The organism is Enterobacter cloacae complex sp. S2, assembly GCF_015159675.1.
GTDB lineage: Bacteria > Pseudomonadota > Gammaproteobacteria > Enterobacterales > Enterobacteriaceae > Enterobacter > Enterobacter intestinihominis.
In genome coordinates this window covers 146949-167389 of sequence record NZ_JADDTS010000019.1, presented here as the reverse complement: position 1 = coordinate 167389, position 20441 = coordinate 146949, and the positions used below count along the sequence as shown (strand labels likewise).

Annotated in this window: 21 protein-coding genes and 1 tRNA gene; 8 read left to right on the top strand and 14 right to left on the bottom strand. The window is 54.6% G+C overall.

The genetic code is table 11. The features are described 5' to 3' along the window. Positions 1-161: 161 nt before the first annotated feature. A complete protein-coding gene (gene matP / locus IPZ49_RS11010; protein WP_006809347.1) occupies positions 162-614 on the top strand; it encodes a macrodomain Ter protein MatP in 453 nt (150 codons plus the stop codon). Positions 615-679: 65 nt separating this feature from the next. Here matP and ompA read toward each other — a convergent pair whose 3' ends face one another. Both ompA and sulA read right to left on the bottom strand, forming a co-directional pair. After that, positions 680-1732, bottom strand: coding sequence for a porin OmpA (ompA, locus tag IPZ49_RS11005; RefSeq protein ID WP_017694761.1), 1053 nt, complete (start codon positions 1730-1732; stop codon positions 680-682). Between the two features lie 356 nt (positions 1733-2088). Beyond that, positions 2089-2598, bottom strand: coding sequence for an SOS-induced cell division inhibitor SulA (sulA, locus tag IPZ49_RS11000; protein ID WP_063146213.1), 510 nt, complete (start codon positions 2596-2598; stop codon positions 2089-2091). Between the two features lie 217 nt (positions 2599-2815). Here sulA and IPZ49_RS10995 point away from each other — a divergent pair, with 217 nt between their 5' ends. Next, positions 2816-3442: a TfoX/Sxy family DNA transformation protein gene (locus IPZ49_RS10995; RefSeq protein ID WP_023299743.1), complete on the top strand. Its 627-nt coding sequence runs from the start codon at positions 2816-2818 to the stop codon at positions 3440-3442. On the opposite strand, the gene yccS is transcribed toward IPZ49_RS10995, so the two are convergent. After that, complete coding sequence (gene yccS, locus IPZ49_RS10990) at positions 3399-5561, bottom strand: YccS family putative transporter (RefSeq protein WP_193762841.1); 2163 nt, start codon at positions 5559-5561, stop codon at positions 3399-3401. The two genes, IPZ49_RS10995 and yccS, sit on opposite strands and share 44 nt — an antisense overlap. Before the next feature lie 18 nt (positions 5562-5579). Continuing rightward, the gene (locus IPZ49_RS10985) at positions 5580-6026 is read right to left on the bottom strand and encodes a YccF domain-containing protein (protein WP_022647660.1); all 447 of its coding nucleotides are present in this window, start codon (positions 6024-6026) and stop codon (positions 5580-5582) included. A 122-nt stretch (positions 6027-6148) separates the two neighbouring features. Here IPZ49_RS10985 and helD point away from each other — a divergent pair, with 122 nt between their 5' ends. Further along, a complete protein-coding gene (helD, locus tag IPZ49_RS10980) occupies positions 6149-8203 on the top strand; it encodes a DNA helicase IV (protein ID WP_063146145.1) in 2055 nt (684 codons plus the stop codon). 53 nt (positions 8204-8256) lie between these two features. Here helD and mgsA read toward each other — a convergent pair whose 3' ends face one another. Together mgsA and IPZ49_RS10970 are read right to left on the bottom strand one after the other, a co-directional pair. Then, positions 8257-8715, bottom strand: a complete 459-nt coding sequence (gene mgsA / locus IPZ49_RS10975) for a methylglyoxal synthase (RefSeq protein WP_003858146.1) — start codon at positions 8713-8715, stop codon at positions 8257-8259. A gap of 80 nt (positions 8716-8795) precedes the next feature. Next, entirely contained in the window at positions 8796-9458 is a 663-nt protein-coding gene (locus tag IPZ49_RS10970) for a DUF2057 family protein (protein ID WP_023305822.1), read from the bottom strand. A gap of 171 nt (positions 9459-9629) precedes the next feature. On the opposite strand from IPZ49_RS10970, the gene IPZ49_RS10965 reads away from it, so the two are divergent. Continuing rightward, positions 9630-10043, top strand: coding sequence for a CoA-binding protein (locus tag IPZ49_RS10965; protein ID WP_006809337.1), 414 nt, complete (start codon positions 9630-9632; stop codon positions 10041-10043). A 32-nt stretch (positions 10044-10075) separates the two neighbouring features. Here IPZ49_RS10965 and hspQ read toward each other — a convergent pair whose 3' ends face one another. After that, positions 10076-10393 carry a heat shock protein HspQ gene (gene hspQ / locus IPZ49_RS10960; RefSeq protein WP_003858136.1) on the bottom strand — a complete coding sequence of 106 codons (318 nt, stop codon included), beginning with the start codon at positions 10391-10393 and terminating at the stop codon, positions 10076-10078. A 60-nt stretch (positions 10394-10453) separates the two neighbouring features. After that, a complete protein-coding gene (gene rlmI, locus IPZ49_RS10955; protein ID WP_063146144.1) occupies positions 10454-11644 on the bottom strand; it encodes a 23S rRNA (cytosine(1962)-C(5))-methyltransferase RlmI in 1191 nt (396 codons plus the stop codon). A gap of 93 nt (positions 11645-11737) precedes the next feature. Between rlmI and yccX the strand changes: the two genes are divergently transcribed. Then, a complete protein-coding gene (gene yccX / locus IPZ49_RS10950; RefSeq protein ID WP_003858131.1) occupies positions 11738-12019 on the top strand; it encodes an acylphosphatase in 282 nt (93 codons plus the stop codon). Here the strand turns inward: yccX and tusE are convergent. Both tusE and yccA read right to left on the bottom strand, forming a co-directional pair. Next, positions 12016-12345 carry a sulfurtransferase TusE gene (tusE, locus tag IPZ49_RS10945; RefSeq protein ID WP_003858129.1) on the bottom strand — a complete coding sequence of 110 codons (330 nt, stop codon included), beginning with the start codon at positions 12343-12345 and terminating at the stop codon, positions 12016-12018. The two genes, yccX and tusE, sit on opposite strands and share 4 nt — an antisense overlap. 88 nt (positions 12346-12433) lie before the next feature. Continuing rightward, complete coding sequence (yccA, locus tag IPZ49_RS10940; protein ID WP_003858127.1) at positions 12434-13093, bottom strand: FtsH protease modulator YccA; 660 nt, start codon at positions 13091-13093, stop codon at positions 12434-12436. A 270-nt stretch (positions 13094-13363) separates the two neighbouring features. Here yccA and IPZ49_RS10935 point away from each other — a divergent pair, with 270 nt between their 5' ends. Next, positions 13364-14992, top strand: a complete 1629-nt coding sequence (locus IPZ49_RS10935) for an ABC transporter substrate-binding protein (RefSeq protein ID WP_045623328.1) — start codon at positions 13364-13366, stop codon at positions 14990-14992. 144 nt (positions 14993-15136) lie between these two features. Continuing rightward, a tRNA-Ser gene (locus IPZ49_RS10930) sits at positions 15137-15224 on the top strand. On the opposite strand, the gene IPZ49_RS10925 is transcribed toward IPZ49_RS10930, so the two are convergent. Genes IPZ49_RS10925 through IPZ49_RS10915 form a run of 3 tightly spaced genes read right to left on the bottom strand, consistent with a single transcriptional unit; the run spans position 15211 to position 18079 of the window. Then, positions 15211-16047: an ABC transporter ATP-binding protein gene (locus tag IPZ49_RS10925; RefSeq protein ID WP_223863098.1), complete on the bottom strand. Its 837-nt coding sequence runs from the start codon at positions 16045-16047 to the stop codon at positions 15211-15213. The two genes, IPZ49_RS10930 and IPZ49_RS10925, sit on opposite strands and share 14 nt — an antisense overlap. Continuing rightward, the gene (locus IPZ49_RS10920) at positions 16044-17075 is read right to left on the bottom strand and encodes an iron ABC transporter permease (protein WP_038415793.1); all 1032 of its coding nucleotides are present in this window, start codon (positions 17073-17075) and stop codon (positions 16044-16046) included. Before IPZ49_RS10920 ends, IPZ49_RS10925 begins: the two co-directional genes overlap by 4 nt. After that, positions 17072-18079 (bottom strand): ABC transporter substrate-binding protein, encoded by a 1008-nt coding sequence (locus IPZ49_RS10915; protein WP_063146143.1) that lies wholly within the window; start codon positions 18077-18079, stop codon positions 17072-17074. Before IPZ49_RS10915 ends, IPZ49_RS10920 begins: the two co-directional genes overlap by 4 nt. Positions 18080-18252: 173 nt before the next feature. Between IPZ49_RS10915 and IPZ49_RS10910 the strand changes: the two genes are divergently transcribed. Continuing rightward, positions 18253-19866, top strand: a complete 1614-nt coding sequence (locus IPZ49_RS10910) for a mechanosensitive ion channel family protein (RefSeq protein WP_063146142.1) — start codon at positions 18253-18255, stop codon at positions 19864-19866. A gap of 31 nt (positions 19867-19897) precedes the next feature. On the opposite strand, the gene IPZ49_RS10905 is transcribed toward IPZ49_RS10910, so the two are convergent. Continuing rightward, the gene (locus IPZ49_RS10905) at positions 19898-20425 is read right to left on the bottom strand and encodes a helix-turn-helix transcriptional regulator (RefSeq protein WP_023305829.1); all 528 of its coding nucleotides are present in this window, start codon (positions 20423-20425) and stop codon (positions 19898-19900) included. Positions 20426-20441: the final 16 nt, after the last annotated feature.

The following is a 20441-nucleotide window of genomic DNA, read 5'->3' as shown; positions in this document are numbered from 1 at the left end:
AAACCGTGGAGTATACCGTAAGCGGCGCACTCTGCCCAATCAGGATTCGGGTTTTCGTCATGCGGATCGCCTGCGACGTTTCACAGGATATGATTTCTTTTCAGCAGATTGCCAAAAAACTGATATTCTGAACAGAGTTACACGGTAACACTGAGATCGCAATGAAATATCAACAACTGGAAAACCTCGAAAGCGGCTGGAAATGGAAGTACCTGGTCAAAAAGCACCGTGAAGGGGAGCTGATCACCTGCTACATCGAAGCCAGCGCGGCACAAGAAGCTGTGGATATGTTGCTGACCCTCGAAAACGAACCGGTACAGGTCAACGGCTGGATTGAGAAACACATTAATCCGGCCTTGTTAAACCGGATGAAGCAAACTATCCGAGCTCGTCGTAAACGGCATTTCAATGCCGAGCATCAGCACACCCGTAAGAAATCCATCGACCTGGAGTTCATGGTCTGGCAGCGTCTGGCCGGGCTTGCGCAACGGCGCGGGAAAACCCTGTCGGAAACGGTGGTGCAGCTGATTGAAGATGCCGAGCACAAAGAGAAGTATGCCAGCCAGATGTCGACGTTGAAAAACGATCTACAGGCACTGTTAGGTAAAAAATAAGCTTTTTACTTTTCTTCAGATAATAAAAAACCCCGCATGGCGGGGTTTTTTTATAAGACGATAACTTATGCCGCAGGCTGAGTTACAACGTCTTTGATACCTTTAACTTCGATCTCTACGCGACGATCTGGTGCCAGGCAGTCGATCAGTGCAGCGCGTGGTTTCACGTTGTCACAGGTAGAACCGGTAACTGGGTTAGATTCGCCCATACCACGTGGGGAGATCTTGTTAGCTGGGATACCTTTAGATACCAGGTAATCAACTACAGACTGAGCACGTTTCTCAGACAGACCCTGGTTGTAAGCGTCAGAACCGATACGGTCGGTGAAGCCCAGAACCACTACAGAACCGTCTTTAGGATCCAGGTTGCTCAGCTGGGTGTACAGCTGATCCAGTGCCTGCTGACCTTCTGGTTTCAGGGTAGCTTTGTTGAAGTTGAACAGAACGTCAGACTTCAGAGTGAAGTGCTTGGTCTGTACTTCTGGCGCTGGAGCCGGAGCTGGAGCTACGACTGGCGCATCTTCCTGCTGACCGAAACGGTAAGAAACACCAACGCTCAGCATGCCGTTGTCTGGACGAACACCAACGGTAGCACCGTCACCGATGTTGTTAACCCACTGGTATTCCAGACGGGTAGCGATGTCACGGGTCATTGCCCACTCAACGCCACCAGCGAATACTGGGGAAACACCAGTGTCGTGGTCGTCACCAGCGATGCTGTTGCTGGAGTCTGCACGCCATACCATGCCGCCCAGACGGGTGTACACGTCCAGATCGTCAGTTACTGGGTAACCCAGTTTAGCGGTCAGCTGTACGCCTTGAGCTTTGAAAGCGCCATTTACGTTGTCGCCTTTGTAAGGCATACGACCTAACCAGTCGTAACCCATTTCAAAGCCAACATACGGGTTAACCTGATAGCCACCGAACGCACCTGCACCCAGCTGGCTCTCGTGAGTAGGGCCATCGTTGTTCAGGCTGCTGTTGTACCAACCGGTGTCATGGAACTGAGACCAGCCCAGTTTACCACCTGCATACCAGGTATTATCTTTCGGAGCGGCCTGCGCTACGGTAGCGAAGCCAGCCAGTGCCACTGCAATCGCGATAGCTGTCTTTTTCATTTTTTGCGCCTCGTTATCATCCAAAATTTGCCATGAATATCTCCATCGGAGGAATCACGGTTAAATCCTTCACCGGGGGGCGTGGTCAAATATAAACCTACCGATATCTTCGGCTTAGGCCGAGCACCCCTGGCGATGTAAAGTCTACAACGTAGCTGAAAACTTACAAGTGTGAAGTCCGTCAGGCATATGAAAAAAAAAGTTCCGTATACCTAATATTTAACAATTTTTGAACGAATTTTGTGCAGTAAAATTAACGAGAACCGCGTCAGACAAGCCTTGCCGCAGTTTTGGCGCGTTGAACTTTTTTTGCATACTGCGGTCGAAAAAAAATCCAGGAAAACTCTTAAAATGACTCAATGGTACACATTTGAGTGAATTTTTAGCCCGGGACGTTGTCCTCTGCGATAGGAATCTCCACGAACTGGCCGCATGATGAAACCCATCGCGTTACCTTCTTCAGCCGCTTCAGTCAGACGCAAATGTTCCTCTTGCGACAGATCCTCAGGCAACCACCCAATCACGACGCTATAGTTCCCGGTACGTAATGCCCGGACCATCGACTCGACCGTATCGCAAGGGGAGAGTTGATTAATCTGCATCACCTTCGCTAACGGCAGCCCAGCCGACTGAACCCATTCGCGACTTAATTTTTGCTGTGGCGTCAGCCAGAGCTGCCAGCGAGACTGTTGCCCGAGCTGCTGCAAAAGCGGCAGGAGTAAGAGTTGTGTCAATAGCGGCTGGTCTTCACGGTAAACCACTTCACTGATAAGCCCTGTCGATTCACGCCCGATAGAATTCTGCGCAGCATTGCCTGCGGCAGAAGTAGAAGGTGTTAAGTGATTTGCATAGCCTGAAGTGTACATATTCATTCCAGCCCTGTAGTTACTGTATGGATATACAGTAACCCCTGTATGCATAAAGATCAACCTCATTTTCGGAAAGCGACTCGCAAATTTCATCCATTCCTGGTGAACCTGAAAAAATCATCTTGCCCAACGGCAATAAGTTGCCTATTTTCCTGCTAACGGATCCGTTAGTAAGAAATATCGTTGTTACTGTATGATTTTTAATGGAAGTATCATGAAAAAGATATCTTATGATCGGATTTATCAATCTCAAGAATACCTCTCTCCGCTGGGCGAAATTCATCATCGCGCCCTGTTTGGCGGTTATACCCTGGCCGTGGATGAAGCGGTGTTCGCGATGGTGTCTGACGGTGAGCTTTACCTTCGCGCCTGTGAGCAAAGTGCAAAATACTGTGTAAAAAACGCCTCTTCTTTTCTGACCCTGATGAAACGAGGACGTCCTGTGCTGCTTAATTACTACCGTGTGGATGAAGGTCTGTGGCAAAACAGGGAAAAACTGCTTCAGCTCTCCTCGTTTGCGCTCGATGCCGCCAGGAAAGAGCGCTACCAGCGCCATCAGCGTAACCGGCTTAAAGATCTGCCGAACCTGACCTTTCAGATTGAGGTCCTGCTTATGGAGGCGGGCATTACTAATGAAGAGACGCTACGACAGTTGGGGGCGAAGACGAGCTGGCTGAAAATGCGCTCTAAGAATAAAGCGCTGAGTATCCGGGTATTGTTCGCGCTTGAAGGCGCGATTGAAGGGTTACATGAAGCGGCACTCCCGGCGGATATTCGCCGGGAGCTTACGGAGTGGTTTAATGCGCTGCCTGAGTCGCAGGGCCATCATTCCGCCAGGTAGCGATCTGCTGTCGCAGCCGACAAATTTCCGGCAGCAAAGCGATAAGCAGGCCAATTTGCTGAAGGACCAGCGGAGCTTTGTTGTCGGTGCCTGGATCAAGGTGTGCGATACGTTGCACCAGTTCATCCAGTGCCTGGTGAACCCGTGGCTCATCCGCAGGTTGATGATGAAGCGCATCATCAACGTAGCAAACGGCATCGTCCAGCAGTGCCAGGATGCCCGGATTCGTCAGTTTCTCTCGGTGGGCGCCAAGGGTAGAGATATAGCTGGTGAACGTGTGGTTCAGACACAGCAGGCGGAAGGCTGTCTCCCGGATTTCTGCCGTGGCGCGCGGCTCAGTTGACATATTCGAGACAACGGAAGCCAGCTCTGCGTCAGTGTTATGCGCATCGCGACGGGCAATCCGATAGGCCAGACGGTTATCGCGACCTTGATGGTACTGCTCAAGAATAGCGTCCAGATAGCGGCAGTTGGCGTTCATTGCTCTGTCGGACACGCGCGGTAAATTTCGGAAACGCCAGTCCGGCCAGATAAAGCTCACCGCCGCCCAGGCGATGGCGCAGCCGATAAGCGTGTAGATCACACGGGGGAGGGCCACTTCAAAGCCTTCACCCAGCAGATTGAAGCAGAGCAGAACCAGCAGCGTGATGAACATCGTGGCGTGGGCATACTGCACATTGCGGAAGGCGAAGAACAGTACCCCGGTAATCACAATTAGGATCAGTTGCCCTTCTACTGAAGGCACAAAATAGAGCACCGGCAGCCCGATGGCGACCCCGACTAACGTCCCGACAATACGCAGCGCGAGTCGATGGCGGGTAGCGTTATAGTTCGGCTGGCAGACGAACAGGCTGGTCAGCAGGATCCAGTAGCCGTGGTGCAATCCTGTTATCTGGATAAACGCGTAGCCAACGCACAGTACCAACGACATCCTTACCGCATGGCGAAAGAGGGCGGATTCCGGCGTAAAATGCCGGCTCAGGCGCAGCCATATATCGCTGAAACCGTTGAGACTGTCGTCGGCAAGCTGGTTGTCAGCGTCATTGCCCGGCATCGCCATCGCCTGTTCAGACTCAATGGTGGCGAGCTGAGCATCGATGGCTCTCAGGTTGTTGAGCAGGAATCCCAGGGCTTTGAACTGTTCCGGCGAAGTTCCACTGGCCTGAACGCGATCGAGCGCCGCATCCAGGTGGCTGAATGCGCGTTCAAAGCGAGGATCGTGCTGATAGGGCGTGCGCAGCAGTATTGAGCGCGCAAGTTGCTGGCAGGCTTGAGACTGCATCGACAGCAGACGCTGGAAACGGAACATCACGTCGCTGTAGCGGAATTTCTCGCGCAGGTCAGCGTATTGCACATGCGAGGAGCTGGCGCGCTCGTGAATATCCTGGGCAACAAAGTAGTAGTGCAGGGTGCGCCGGGTACCGCGCTGACCGCGATCGCCGCGCAGACGGGTGAGCAGAGACGCTTTGGTCTGATTCAGCGTGGCGACCAGTTGGCCATTTGCCAGCGCCAGATCGTACAGGGGCGCCTGGCTGTCCTCTTCGATATCCGGATCAAACAGCCGGGATTTCAGCTCCAGATAGTGGGCCAGCTGTTCGTAACTGCGGGCAATGTTGTCCTGTAAGGCACGAACCGGAAAAATAAGATGCCCGGTTAAGGTCAGCAGGTTATACCAGATAGCGCCCAATAGCAGCAGGACCGGTTGCTGATACCACTGATCGTAAAGAGAGACGCCCAGCATGGTGTAAATGGCAATCAGCAGGGCGCCAAACGCGATAGTGGCGTAGCGTTGCCCGAGGCCGCCGAGCAAAATGAAGCCGCTGGTGGACACCGTCAGCCCTAAGGCAAACAGCCAGGGCCACGGGAAAAGCAGCTCAACGGAGGCGGAAGCAATAAAGAAGCAGACCAGCGTGATGACCAGATTACGCAAACGACCGGCCAGGCGGTCGTCGAGATCCGCCAGCGCGCCGGCCACCACCCCAAGCGTGAGGGGGATGGTGAGCTTCACATCATTCAGCCACCACGGCAGAGCGACGGTGCCGCAGAGGGCGATAAATATCCTGACGTTATACAGCCAGTTACTGTTCCATGTATAGCGACGAAGCAGGGGGCTTAGCATGAGAGCGGCCAGTCCTTATTACTGAAAACGACGACGGGCATTGGCTTCACGCGCGGCTTGCGCCACTTCGACCGGAACAACTCGGCGTCCTACCGGCCACAGGGCGATGGTGGCAATTTTGAAATTAGCGAGGCCAACCGGAATGCCAATAATCGTAATGCACTGGGCGATACCGGCGAAGATATGCATCAGACACAGCCACCAGCCAAAGAAGATTAGCCATAAAATATTCAGCAGCGTGCCGCCGGTATTCATCAGGGCATTTTTTCTTTCCGGCTCCAGTTCATCCACGTGCACGGCTTCATTTCCATAAGGAACGAGGGACAGTTTGGTGATTTCCCAGCAGGAGCGCGTCAGCGGAAGGGTGAAGATAAGCACGATGCTCACCAGGGTGGCAAAAAGCCAGGAAAGGGTGGTGGCAAAACCGCCAAGGACAAAATTCAACACATTCAGAACGGTACGCATAAACCCTCATTTCCTTCGATATGATTAACGCCCGGTGATTGTAACGTTTTTTTGGGCTGGAGCACCTTAAAACTGGCAGTTAAACTGTCTGACAAATTATGACCTCGTGGATCCGGCAGGATATGGAACTGAAAGCAACTTCAATGGGCAAACGCCTGGCGCAGCACCCTTACGACAAGGTTGTCCTTCTCAATGCGGGAGTGAAAGTCTCCGGGGAACGCCACGAATACCTTATTCCGTTTAATCAGCTACTGGCCATTCATTGTAAACGAGGGCTGGTATGGGGGGAGCTGGAGTTCGTCTTGCCGGCAGACAAAGTGGTGCGGCTTCACGGGACCGAGTGGGCGGAAACCCAACGCTTCCACTACCATCTGAACACGCGCTGGCAACAGTGGGGCCAGGAGATGAGCGTGATAGCCGCACAGGTGCTGCAACAGGTGCTGGACGATATCGCGCTAAGCAATACGCAGCAGAAGTGGCTGACGCGCCAGCAAACCGCCGGGCTTCAGCAAAAAATTGCCCAGGCGCTGACGGCATTGCCTTTACCGGTGGCGCGGCTTGAGGAATTTGATAACTGCCGCGACGCGTGGCGGAAGTGTCAGGCCTGGCTGAACGATATCGAGAAAAGCCGTCTGGCGCATAACCAGGCCTGGACTGAGGCGATGCTTACGCAATATGCCGATTTTTTCAGTACGGTGGAATCATCGCCCCTCAATCCTGCCCAGGCGCGCGCCGTGGTGAATGGCGAGCAGTCTCTTTTAGTGCTGGCAGGCGCCGGGAGCGGCAAAACGTCGGTGCTGGTGGCACGCGCGGGCTGGCTTCTGACAACGGGCGAGGCGGTTGCCGACCAGATTTTGCTGCTGGCCTTTGGTCGCAAGGCGGCGCAGGAGATGGATGAGCGCATTCAGGCGCGTTTGCATACCCAGGATATCTCGGCGCGCACGTTCCACTCCCTCGCTTTACACATCATTCAACAGGGCAGCAAAAAAGTCCCTGTTGTCAGCAAGCTGGAGAACGACGCTCAGGCTCGCCAGACGCTGTTTATCAAGGCATGGCGTCAGCAGTGCAGTGAAAAAAAGGCGCAGGCGAAAGGCTGGCGTCAGTGGCTTGAAGAGGAACTCAACTGGGAGGTGCCGGAGGGCAGCTTCTGGCAGGATGAAAAGCTGGCGCGCCGGCTGGGCTCTCGTCTCGACCGGTGGGTAAGCCTGATGCGCATGCACGGCGGCTCTCAGACGGAGATGATAGAAAGCGCACCGGAAGCGATCCGCGCCGTGTTTTCTAAGCGGGTTAAGCTGATGGCGCCGATGCTGAAAGCGTGGAAAACCGCGCTGAAAGACGAAAACGCGGTCGATTTTTCGGGGCTGATCCATCAGGCCATTATCATTCTGGAGAAAGGGCGCTTCGTCAGCCCGTGGAAACACATTCTGGTGGATGAGTTTCAGGACATCTCGCCGCAGCGCGCTGCGCTGCTTTCGGCGCTGCGGGCGCAGAATAAACACACGTCGCTGTTTGCCGTGGGCGATGACTGGCAGGCTATCTACCGTTTCAGCGGGGCGCAACTATCCCTCACGACAGCCTTCCACCACTATTTTGGGGAAGGCGATCGCAGCGATCTGGACACCACCTACCGCTTCAACGCGCGGATTGGCGAAATAGCCAACCGTTTTATTCAGCAGAACCCGCACCAGTTGTCGAAACCGCTTAACAGCCTGACGTCGGGTGATAAAAAGGCCGTCACGCTGCTGGCGGACGATCAGCTGGAACCGCTGCTGGATAAACTGAGCGGCTATGCGAAACCGGATGAACGAATTCTGGTGCTGGCGCGTTACCACCACCTCAAGCCGACGGCGCTGGAAAAAGCGGCGACGCGCTGGCCAAAACTACAGCTCGATTTCATGACCATTCATGCCAGTAAAGGGCAGCAGGCCGACTACGTGATTGTGGTGGGGCTAAAAGAGGGGAGCGACGGTTTCCCGGCGCCGGCGCGGGAATCCGTGATGGAAGAGGCGTTATTACCTGTTCCGGAAGATTTCCCGGATGCAGAGGAGCGGCGTTTACTGTACGTGGCGATAACCCGCGCGCGCCATCGCGTGTGGCTCTTGTTCAACAAAGAGGAGCCGTCGGTGTTTGTCGATATTTTGAAAAGTATTGACGTGCCGGTGGCGAGAAAGCCGTAACGCGCCGGGCAAATTCTGTAGGCCCGGTAAGCGCAGCGCCACCGGGCAAAAAACTACTTCAGTCTCTCCGCAAGATAACGCTGATAATCCGGGATCAAAATCTCCACCGGATCGTTAAACTGCGGCGATTCAATGATGAAATCTGCCGTTGAAAGATTGGTGGCTACCGGAATGTTCCACACCGTCGCCAGACGCAGCAGCGCTTTAACGTCCGGATCATGCGGAACCGCGTTCAGCGGATCCCAGAAGAAAATCAGAACGTCAATTTTACCTTCCGAAATCTGAGCGCCTACCTGCTGGTCACCCCCCATCGGGCCGCTCAGCATGGCATTCACTTCCAGACCGGTTTCGCGGTGGATCAGGTTGCCGGTTGTTCCCGTAGCAGAAAGGGCATGATGCTGTAAAAGAGGCTGATGGCGACGAACCCAGTTAAGCAGCATTTGTTTACAGTGATCGTGCGCAACCAGAGCAATGTGCTTGCGCGCCGGAAGTGTGCGTGTTGTCAGTTCCATAATCTTATCCGTGAGGTTACCTCGCTACACGATGACGGGAACTGACTGATGCTGCAAGAGAAAGGACGAAAAAATGTGGCTTACGACGAAGGTTGTCGTTTCGCCCATTGCAGAAAACGGGCGCGCGTGTCCGGATCGGCATTCTGGAACCAGAATTTGAGGCGTTGCTCAGTAAGGGTCTGCGACTGAGGAGGGAGTACATCCAGCTCCGATACGCCCGAAAGCAGGGTACTGTCATCCGCCATCATAGTGGCGAACTGGGGCAGGGAGGCGCGCCTGCTGGCTCTGTTATAGATCTCCGTGTCCGCTTCGTAATCTGTTCCTTTTGGCCTTTTTGTCAGCGCCAGGATATCCAGCTTTACCGGGATGGGCATAGAATCCCCGTCCACCAGCTCAATGCGCGGTGAGGCATCAAATGCCAGTGACTCTTTTTCTGTTTCAAGGTGCGGGAGACGAAAATTGACCTGGCTGATGCGTTGGGTATTAAAGCTGACCACCAGCGGAGGCGAAATGTACACCTGCTGTTCGTTGTCGGCGAGGCGAATCGTCTTTTCAACCCGAAAAACCACCTGATGCGGGCCATTATCCAGCTCGATGCTGTCTGCGCCCCGCAGCAGGGAGCTGGAGACTTTTTTCCCGTCCAGCACCAGCAGGTCAATGTCGGTTGAGAGTCTGAGGGTGGTTGCGAAAACACAAACCGGCATGATTAACGCAACCACAGCCCAGGCAATGCCGGTTTTCATAGCAGACTCCTGTAGACAAACCACCCGGTAAGAATGTATCAAAATTTTTCGATAAACACGTTTACTAACATATAGACATATTCTGCCGTTTTGCCCTCATACTTCTGTATGGGATGCGTGGTTGAGATGTCTGCTTTGACGTACACTTTGAAAAAAACCAGGAGGAACAGCATGAAAGAGAACGACATTGTCGAGATTCTGACGTCCACGCGCACTATCGCGCTGGTCGGCGCGAGCGATAAACCGGATCGCCCAAGCTACCGGGTCATGAAATACCTTCTGGACCAGGGATATCACGTGATCCCGGTCTCGCCTAAGGTGGCGGGGAAAACGCTGCTGGGTCAGCAGGGCTATGCGACGCTCGCGGACGTGCCGGAAAAGGTGGATATGGTGGACGTTTTCCGTAATTCAGAGGCGGCCTGGGGCGTGGCGCAGGAGGCGATCGCCATTGGCGCGAAAACGCTGTGGATGCAGTTGGGCGTGATTAATGAGCAGGCGGCCGTGCTGGCACGCGATGCCGGGCTGAAAGTGGTGATGGATCGCTGTCCGGCAATCGATATTCCCCGTCTGGGGCTGGCAAAATAAAAAAAGCCCGTTTTACGGGCTTTTTTACACCTTTAGTTACGCAGTCTTGGCGCCTGTAACTGTTTGCGGATGGTCTGAGCAAGCTCGTCCATAGTGGGTTGTTCCGGATGCTCATCCTGTAGTTCACCACTCAGCTGCGCTTCGGCAAGATAGGTATGGACAGGCTGACCATCGTCGCCCTCCATAACCACATGATACCAGGGCGCGGCGCGAAGCTCTGCGTCAACGGCCAGATCGTCTGCTGACGGTTCATCAAGGGAATACTCCGGGTCGATATCCACGACCACACCCAAATATCCAAGCAAGGTGTGGCGGACCTGCTGGCCGATACCGAATTTGCTGGCAATCATAGTCACCTCCCGGGAAACATTACATACACACTATGTGCGGGCAATATTTCTCTTTTCAAGTTACATGACGCGACAGGAAAACCCTTTCAGATACAGCCCTTCCGGGTAGGTAGCGATCACCGGATGATCGGCGGCCTGACGGAACTGCTCTATAAATTGTACATCACGACCCGCATCTATTGCGGCATCGGCGATGATTTTTTGGAATAAATCTGTCGTCATCAGGCCAGAGCAGGAGAACGTCAGCAGAACGCCGCCCGGGTTCAGCAGCTGGATCGCCAGCATGTTGATGTCTTTATAGCCACGGCAGGCGCCCATCAGCTGGCTTTTATTTTCTACAAACTTCGGCGGGTCCATCACGATAACGTCAAATTTCTCGCCCTGGTCGCGGTATTTACGCAGCAGTTTGAACACGTCGTCGCGCACAAACTCCGCTTTGCTCAGATCCAGCTTGTTCAGCTCAACGTTCTGTTTCGCCACATCCAGCGCTTCCTGTGAGGTGTCGACGCTCACAACCTGGGCACAGCCGCCCATCAGGGCAGAGACCGCAAAGCCGCCGGTATAGGAGAAGCAGTTCAGCACGCGCTTATCGGCAACGTACTGGCGCGTTGCCAGACGGCTGTCACGCTGGTCGAGGTAATAACCGGTCTTATGGCCGCCCTGGATATCCACCAGCAACTTCATGCCGTGCTCCTCGATAGGCAGCAGGGCAGGCGGCAGTTCGCCGGTGACCGGGCCCTGGGTCAGCTCCATGCCCTCTTTTTTACGTACCGCCACGTCGCTGCGGTCGTAAATGGCACATTCCGGGAACAGGGTTTGCAGGGCGCTAATTAGCGCAGCACGCTGGTATTCCGCCCCGGCGCTCAGCAGCTGCAACACCAGGAAATTGCCGAAGCGGTCAATGGTCACGCCCGGCAGCCCGTCGGATTCACCGGCAATCAGACGATAGCTGTCCAGCCCGTCACGCTTTGCCAGCCACTCGCGCCACTGCTGCGCCTGTTGCAGACGACGGACAAAGAAGTCGATATCGATGGCTTCTTCTTTATCGAACGTCCAGACGCGCGCGCGGATCTGAGATGCAGGCGAGTATGCGCCGCGTGCTAACCATTTCCCCTGATGGTCAACAATATCGATGGTTTCACCGAGGCTGGCTTTACCTTCTATGCGGGCAACCGCGCCGGAAAAGACCCAGGGATGGCGGCGCAGTAATGACTTCTCGCGCCCTTTGGTTAACACTAAACGTACACTCATAATTTGCTATTCTGTCGATTCCAATGAAATGGCCGCCATTTTCCCGACTTCAGCGAGGAAATGCAACGCGCCAGTCGGATAAGGAGAAGGATGATGTCAAATGTATGCACCATTGCCTGGGTCCATGGCCTTGTACAGGGCGTCGGATTCCGCTACAGCACCCAGCGCGAAGCCCTTCAGCTCGGACTGACGGGGTATGCGCGTAACATGGATGATGGCAGCGTGGAGGTTGTGGCCTGCGGTGAGGCGGATCGGGTAGAGAAGCTGGTGGCGTGGCTGAAAGCGGGCGGACCGCGCAGCGCGCGGGTTGATAAGGTGCTAACGGAACCGCATCAACCCGGCCGGGAATACGCTGACTTCAGTATTCGCTATTAAATGCATTTTACCGGCTTTGGCAGGCCGGCAATTTTTGTCGCCTGTTTAGCCGGGCCTTTCGGAAACAGGCGATACAGATAACGGCTGTTGCCTTTCTCTTCGCCAAATTTATTCGCCATGGCTTTGACCAGCATGCGGATAGCCGGAGAGGTGTTGAATTCGAGGTAGAATTCGCGCACAAAGCGCACCACTTCCCAGTGTTCCGGGGAGAGGGTAATTCCTTCGTTTTCCGCAATTTTCTCCGCCAGCGCTTCGCTCCACTGGCTGCTCTCTTTCAGATAACCGTCGTTATCGGTTTCGATCTCTTTGCCTTCAAAACTCAACATATTCATTCACGCGTTTGTCAAAAACCGCCTCAGTCTACCAAAAAAACAAAGCCCCGCATAAGCGGGGCTTTGTTCACAGCACGGTGAGTTAATCGCGGCTGGCGAAGCCCAGGATACTCAGCAGGCTGACAAAAATATTGTACAGCGACACATACAGGCTCACGGTGGCGCGGATATAGTTCGTCTCACCGCCGTGAATGATGTTGCTGGTTTCATACAGGATTGCGCCGGATGAAATCAGGATAAACACCGCGCTGATTGCCAGATGCAGAGCAGGCAATTGCAGGAAGATGTTCGCCAGCATACCGACCAGCACAATCACGATACCCGCCATCAGCATACCGCCGAGGAAGGACATGTCCTTACGGGTGGTCAGCACGTAGGCCGAGCAGCAGAAGAACACCAGCGCGGTACCGCCCAGCGCCATACCAATCACGTCGCCCATTCCGGCAGACAGATAGGCGTTCAGGATTGGCCCCAGGATGTAGCCCAGGAAGCCGGTGAAGGCGAAAGCGGAGAGAATACCCACCGGTTTATCCGCGGTTTTATAGGTCAGGAACATCAGACCATACATACCCACCAGCGTCAGGATCAGGCCCGGAGAAGGCAGCATCAGTACGGTGCTGGCCGTCGCGGTGATCGCCGAAAACGCCAGCGTCAGGCTGAGCATGAAATAGGTATTGCGCAGCACCTTATGGGTGCTGAGTAGCGATGTGCGGTCGCGTGAAGAAGTAATTATACGATCCATGAGTCACTCTCTTATGACAGATGTAATTAGCGCAAAGAATAGGAAACGGCGCGGCAGACGCAAAGTGGTTTTACCCATCTTTACTCAGCCCCTTAGGGATTATGCTGGTTTTTTATTCTGGTAAAGCCTTTGTACTCAGAATGAAGTGCGGTATGCAAGGTGTATTCAGATCAACCTCTTATAGGTCACTGAAAAATATTGCGTTATTTCCCTAAGGCCGCTAAGAGTTATTTCCGGATCGTCATAAAAACAGACAATAAGGCGAAGGAAATGAAACCACAAACACGCATGCACTTTACGCTCTCTTTGTTAACCGCAGGGGTCCTGTGCGCCAGCACGGCAACCTGGGCGGCTAACGTGCCAGCAGGAACCCAGCTGGCAGATAAGCAGGAACTGGTCAGGAACAACGGCAGTGAACCCGCCTCGCTCGACCCGCATAAAGTCGAAAGCGATGTCGAATTCAATATTATCAGCGATTTATTCGACGGGCTGGTCAGCGTCTCTCCGGCAGGTGAAATCCAGCCGCGCCTGGCGGAGAAATGGGAAAATAAAGATAACACCGTCTGGACTTTCCATCTGCGCCCGGGCATAACCTGGAGCGATGGCACCCCCATCACCGCGGAAGATGTCGTCTGGAGCTGGCAGCGACTGGTCGACCCGAAAACCGTCTCTCCGTATGCCAGCTATCCCGGCAGTATGCGTATCGTCAACGGCACTGATATCGCAGAAGGCAAAAAAGCACCCGAGTCGCTGGGCGTGAAAGCCATCAATGACACCACGCTGGAAGTGACGCTCACCCAGCCAAATGCTGCTTTCCTGGCGATGCTGGCTCACCCGTCTCTGGTGCCGATAGATAAAGTCCTGGTAGGTCGTTTCGGTGATAAGTGGACCAAACCGGAGCACTTCGTCAGCAGCGGGGCCTATAAACTGTCACAGTGGGTGGTGAACGAACGCATCGTGGCGGTGCGAAACCCGAAATACTGGGATAACGCACATACCGTCATCAACAAGGTGACCTATCTGCCCATTTCCTCCGAAGCCGCTGACGTCAACCGCTACAAAGCGGGCGAAATCGACATCGCCTACACGGTGCCGATCAACCAGTTTGCTCAGCTGAAGAAAACGCTGGGGAACGAGCTGGACGTATCGCCGCAGCTTGCCACCTATTATTACGAATTCAACACCACCCGGCCGCCGTTCAGCGACGCCCGCGTGCGTAAGGCGCTGAATCTGGCGCTGGATAAAGATATTATCGCCGGGAAAGTTTTAGGGCAGGGGCAACGCCCGGCATGGCTCATCAGCCAGCCGGATATTGGCGGCGTCAAGTTACAGAACCCTGATTACGCCAGCTGGCCGATGGATAAACGCATTGCCGAGGCGAAAAAACTGCTGGCCGAAGCCGGATTTAATGACAGCCATCCGCTCAGCTTTAATCTCCTCTATAACACCTCGGAATCGCACCAGCGTATTGCGATTGCCGCCAGCTCGATGTGGAAGAAGAACCTCGGCGTAGAGGCGAAGCTGCAAAACCAGGAGTGGAAAACCATGCTTGATACCATGCACACCCATAACTTTGACGCGGTGCGCTACGCCTGGATTGCTGATTACGATGACGCCGCAACCTTCCTGAATAACTTCCGTACCGGTGACAGCCAAAACACCACTCAGTACAGCAATCCGGAATACGATCTGGCTCTGGTGAATGCGGCGAAGGCGAAAACGGCGGAGGAGCGCGGTAAGTTCTACCAGCAGGCAGAAGATCTGCTGGGGCGCGATGTGCCGGCGATCCCTGTCTATCACTACGTGCGCACGCACCTGGTGAAACCGTGGGTAGGGGGCTTCACGCCGGATAAGCTTGGCTACTACTACACCAAAGATATGTACATCAAAAAGCACTAACGATCCGCGGTGGATATTATGCTGGTAAAACGGCCAATCTGTTGTCTATTCAACCGATTAAACGCATTTTGGCTATTTTTAAAGCGAACGAATGCGCGCACCCTTTACAGCGCGCGGTGAGGTGTTTATAGTTCGCCTCACTTAGGAAGCGTGGCCGAGCGGTTGAAGGCACCGGTCTTGAAAACCGGCGACCCGAAAGGGTTCTAGAGTTCGAATCTCTACGCTTCCGCCAAATTCGAAACCCCTGCGATAGCAATATCGCAGGGGTTTTTGCTTTTGTTCTGGCTCTCCGCCATGTTACCCATGTTATAGCTTATCGTGATCCCGGCGTCGGCCTTACAGACCTGAGCTTTTACGCACCAGGTATCCGCGATGTTCGAGGGCGTCAGCACCGCTTCGGGCGCGCCCGTGGCTGCGATCTGCCCGGCCTTCAGGAGGATCAGACGCTGGCAATAATTGGCCGCAAGATTGAGATCGTGCAGTGCAACCACCACCGTAAGCGGCAGCTGTGAAACGAGCCGCATCAGCTCCAGCTGGTGCTGAATGTCCAGGTGGTTTGTCGGTTCATCGAGCAACAGCACCTGCGGCTGCTGGGCCAGCGCGCGGGCAATCTGACTTCGCTGTCGTTCTCCGCCTGACAAAGAGTGCCATCGCCGCTGGCGTAAGCTGCATAACTGCATCAGGCCAATCGCCTGTTCAACCGCAGCCTCATCGTCGCGCGTGGTTCTCTGGAATGTTTTCCGGTAGGGCGTACGCCCCAGCCTGACAATATCCTCAACGGTCAGTTCCCCGTCGACCTCAGCATGTTGCGGGACAAACGCCATGTGCTGCGCCCGTATTTTCAGCGGCATCAAGCCAAGCGTTGTGCCATTAAGCGCAACACGTTCGCTGTGTCGTGGAAACAGCCCGGCGAGGCAGCGCAGCAGCGTCGACTTGCCTGAGCCGTTTGGCCCTAACAGGCCGACAATCTGCCCGGATGGCAGGTCGAGATCGATATCCTTAAGCACCGTCTGCGCCTGTCGGGTTACGGTTAACCCGGCCACTGTTATATTCATGGATGCTCCTTTCGATTTTGATAAAGCAACGCCACAAAGACGGGGGCGCCCACCAGCGCAGTCACCACCCCGATGGGCAGAACCTGGTGCACGATCAGCGTGCGTGAGACGATATCGGCAAGGATCATAAAGTGGGCGCCAATGAGAAACGTCAGCGGGATCGAGCGGCGATGGCCCGGCCCGCATAGCATGCGCGTCACATGGGGAATGACCAGCCCGACAAACCCCACTGCGCCTGTGGCGCTCACCAACGTGGCGGTGACAACGGCACAGGTCAGCAATAAAACAATACGCACGGCGGTAACCGGGATCCCCAGCGTGGTGGAGACCTCATCCCCGAAGGTGAAGGTGTCCAGCGCCCGGGAAAAGAGCAATACCACCAGTAAACCCGCAAGCGTAACGGCCAGCGCCAGCAGCGCGTCAGGCCAGCGCACGCCGCTCAGACTCCCCATCAGCCAGAACATGACGCTACGGGACTGCTCGGCATTGGCGGACGTGCTGACGACGTACGCGGTCATGGCGTTGAAGAGCTGGGTGCCCGCAATACCGGCCAGCAAAATGCGCGAGGGGCTTTCACTCATCCCGTTTGTAATCACCATGATGAGCGCAAAGGCGGCGCAGGAGCCGACAAACGCACCGCTGCTCACGCCAATCACGCTTCCCCCCATGCCGAGAAGCATCACGCAGACGGCCCCCAGCGAGGCGCCCGCGGAAATCCCCAGCAGATAAGGCTCAGCCAGAGGGTTACGCAGGATCGACTGTAACACCAGCCCGCACAGCGCCAGGCCACCGCCGCTGCACGCGGCCATCACTGCCCGGCTCATGCGATATTGCCAGACGATACCCTCCTCCGTTTGTGGCAACGCATAAGAGGTCAAACCCAGTCCGTTGAGGATCGCTTTCCCGGTACTGGCATACGACACCGGCATATCACCGATACTGGCGGCAAAAACCAGCATTAGCGGCAGCGCCATGACGCCTGCTGCCAGTAAACCTTGCTGGCGGCGGTCAAAAGCGAAATGACTCATTGTTCATCCCGGAAAGAAGCCAGCCGCTCGCTGATAAGCTCAACCGCATCGACGTTACGTAATGAAGGGTTTAACGACATCGCCGGCACCACAATAATGTGGTTGTTCCTGACCGCAGGCATGTTCTTCGTCACCGGGTCATTACGCAAGAATGCTTTTTTTACCTTAACGTCATCGGCAGGGTAGAGCCTGCGGGACATCCCGGCGATAACAATCACGTCCGGCTGCGACTGGGCAATATGTTCCCAGGTTACAGCCGGCCATTCGTCATGAGAGTCAATAATGTTCTTCAACCCCAGCGTGCGGCTGATCCAGCCAGGCGCGCCGTAATTCCCCGCCACCCAGGGATCGCCATTCAGACGGCTACTTGAGAACCAGAATACGACGCGAAGCGGTTTCGCTGAGACGCGCGCCTTGGCCTTTTTGATACGTTCCGTCAGCGTATGATTAAGCTGCTCACCTCGCGCGGAAACATCAAATATCGTCGCCAGATCTGTCACTTCCCGTGTGATTTCGGCCAGCGAAAACGGCGCGCTGCGTGCTCCGTCTGCGTTTGACTTTTCCGTCACCGCTTTATCCGTGCAGTCGGCAGGAGAGATCCACGTATTAATCCCCAGCGAGGCAAACTGCTCACGGGTGCCCACTTCTCCCTGCGGACCAATGTGCCAGTGATACTGCGCGAGAACGAGCTCAGGTTTCTGTCCCACCACGGCTTCAAAGGAGGGGGAATTATCTGCAAGCCGGGGGATATTTTTCCCGGCATCTGCCAGCGGATCCGGGAGCATGCCGAACCAGACCGACGTTGCGGCGATCTTTTTCTCCAGCCCCAGTGCGAGCAGTAATTCTGTTTCATGCTGTCCCACGGTCATGACGCGCTGAGGAGCCTGCGCAAAGGTCTGCTTTACGCCGCAATTTTCAATCGTGAGGGGCCAGGAGGTTGCTGAGAAAGCGGCAGGCGCCGTGGAGAGCAATAAAGCCAGAAATAACCCTTTTTTAAGTAACATAGAACACAACCCCCAATTGTTATGTTATAACATAATACATATATTGTGATTGAGAGCAACACGCTCACCGTCGCTTGTTGCAGAAACGAAAGGCTGGACTATTCTCAACATACCCACCTGGCATTCGCGGGTTGCCTGAAAAACAACAAGATTTCTGATCTGGGGTAGTGAGGATGAAAAAGATCCTGCTCGCGTTTGCGTTCTGTTTTGCCTCCCTGAGCGCCTTCTCATCGTATGCCGCTGAGCCCCGCCAGGCGCCTTCTGAGCAGGAGCGCGCCCGGACGGTCTATATCTTTCATCAGCCGATCGTCATGCTTCAGGCGAAATTTGGCCTGACCACGCCGGAGGAGCGCGTTTTACGCATCCGCAACACCCTGCGCAATTTTACCGAGGCGGACGTGCGTGAGCCCCTCACTATCGTCCCCGTGACCCGCTATAACCAGCAGGGGCGGCTGATCGTGATGAACGGTAAGCCCATGATGCTGCTGACGGAAGGGGATTTGGACGAAGGGGACGATCTCACCCTCGATCAGGCCGCGCAGCGCGTGCTGGCGCGCATGGAAGCGCAGAGAATGGCGCTGCGCGATCAATACGATACCGGCTGGCTGGCGCTGTCGACGGTAAAAGCTGCCGCTGGCCTGCTGGCGCTGTTGCTGCTCTGCTACGGCGCGTGGCGATCCTGGCGCTGGTTCCGGCGCGTCTACCGTCTGCGTATTGTGGAGAATCGCAGCCGGGTGCCGCAAAGCTGGCGGCGGTACATTGGCGCCATTGAGATTCGGCTTTACGCCTTGCTGATGTTCCTGCTGGGTTTGATTGGCTTTTACGTCTGGCTGAGCTGGGCATTTAGTCTGTTTCCGTGGACGCGGGTGTGGGGCACGTCGCTGGGAGACTGGTCGCTTCGCGTGGTGCAGCAAATTGCCCTGGCGATTGTCTCGGCTTTGCCGGGGCTGACGATTGTTCTGATCATTTTCCTCATTACCGCTTTTATTCTGAAGCTTCTGAGGATGGTGCTGAATCAGGTGGAGGCTGGTCGTCTGCAACTTCCCGGCGTACATCCGGAAACCGTGGGGGCAACCCGTAAGCTCATTTCCGTCGCCGTCTGGCTATTTGCTCTCTCCGCTGCCTGGCCGTTTCTGCCCGGCGCAAACTCACTGGCGTTTAAAGGTATTAGCGTCTTCTTCGGCCTGATGTTAACGCTGGGTTCGGCAGGGGTGATGAACCATGCCATGAGCGGTCTGGTCCTGATTTACTCCCGCGCACTGCGTAAAGGCGATGTCATTCGGGTGGCGGATAACGAAGGTAAGGTCAGTGAAATAGGCATGCTGGCTACCAAAATTATTACCCGGGAAAATTATGTCGTTACCGTGCCCAATGCGGTGGTGGTAAGTGGTAAGATCACTAACCTGAGCGCACTGCATTCCGATGGGAGCGTCAATCTTACGGTCAGCGTTACTATCGGTTATGACACCCCTTGGCGACAGGTGCATGCCATGCTGGAACTGGCGGCGAAACGAGCGGACGGGATCGACCTATCCGAACCGCCGCTGGTGCGCCAGTTAGGGTTAATGGACTGGTATATCGCCTACGAGTTGCAGGTTCGTCTGCTGCCCGACCAGTCCCTCGCGGTTGCCCGCAATGAACTGCATAGCCAGATACAGGATGTGTTTAACGAATTTAACGTGCAGATCATGTCTCCGAATTTTGTTATGCAGCCAAAGGGCAGCGTAATGGTTGCCAAAGAGAACTGGTATACCGCGCCCGCCAAACCCCCTCAGGGCGAAACCTGAGGCCCCGGTTTTCCCAAGGTAAGCCAAAAGATCACAGTTTCTGATCGACAATCGCCGATTTTATACGGGTCATCGCCAGAATGTTTTTTGAACGCATATTCAATTTCTCGAGGATCCTCACGCGGTAGGTGCTGGTCGTTTTTTGTGACAGTTGCAGCTTTTTCGCGATTTCATGATTTTCCATATGGAAAAGCTTTAGCACGTCATATTCGCGTCGGGTAAAGGAGTGTGTCCTGAGCGCCCGATAAAAACGCATCAGCTGCTGAAAAGGGTGAGCAGTAAAATGCATCGACGAATAGATAATATTATCAATTCTCACCGCGCTGTTGGCTTCTATCTCATGCATCAGGACAATGTAATCACGCTTGACTTTTTTGACCTGCTGAATGGTTTTATTGCGTAACTTATCCTGTTCAATCGCAATGATAAAATCCAGCTCGGGATCGACCTCATAAAGATGGTGAATATCCTCCTCATCGCGAATCAAATGGGTAGATGTCAGTGAGCTTGAGACACCGTGGCAAAGGTAATAGTTATCGCTGATAAAAATAAAATTCATAATTAATGGGCAGGGT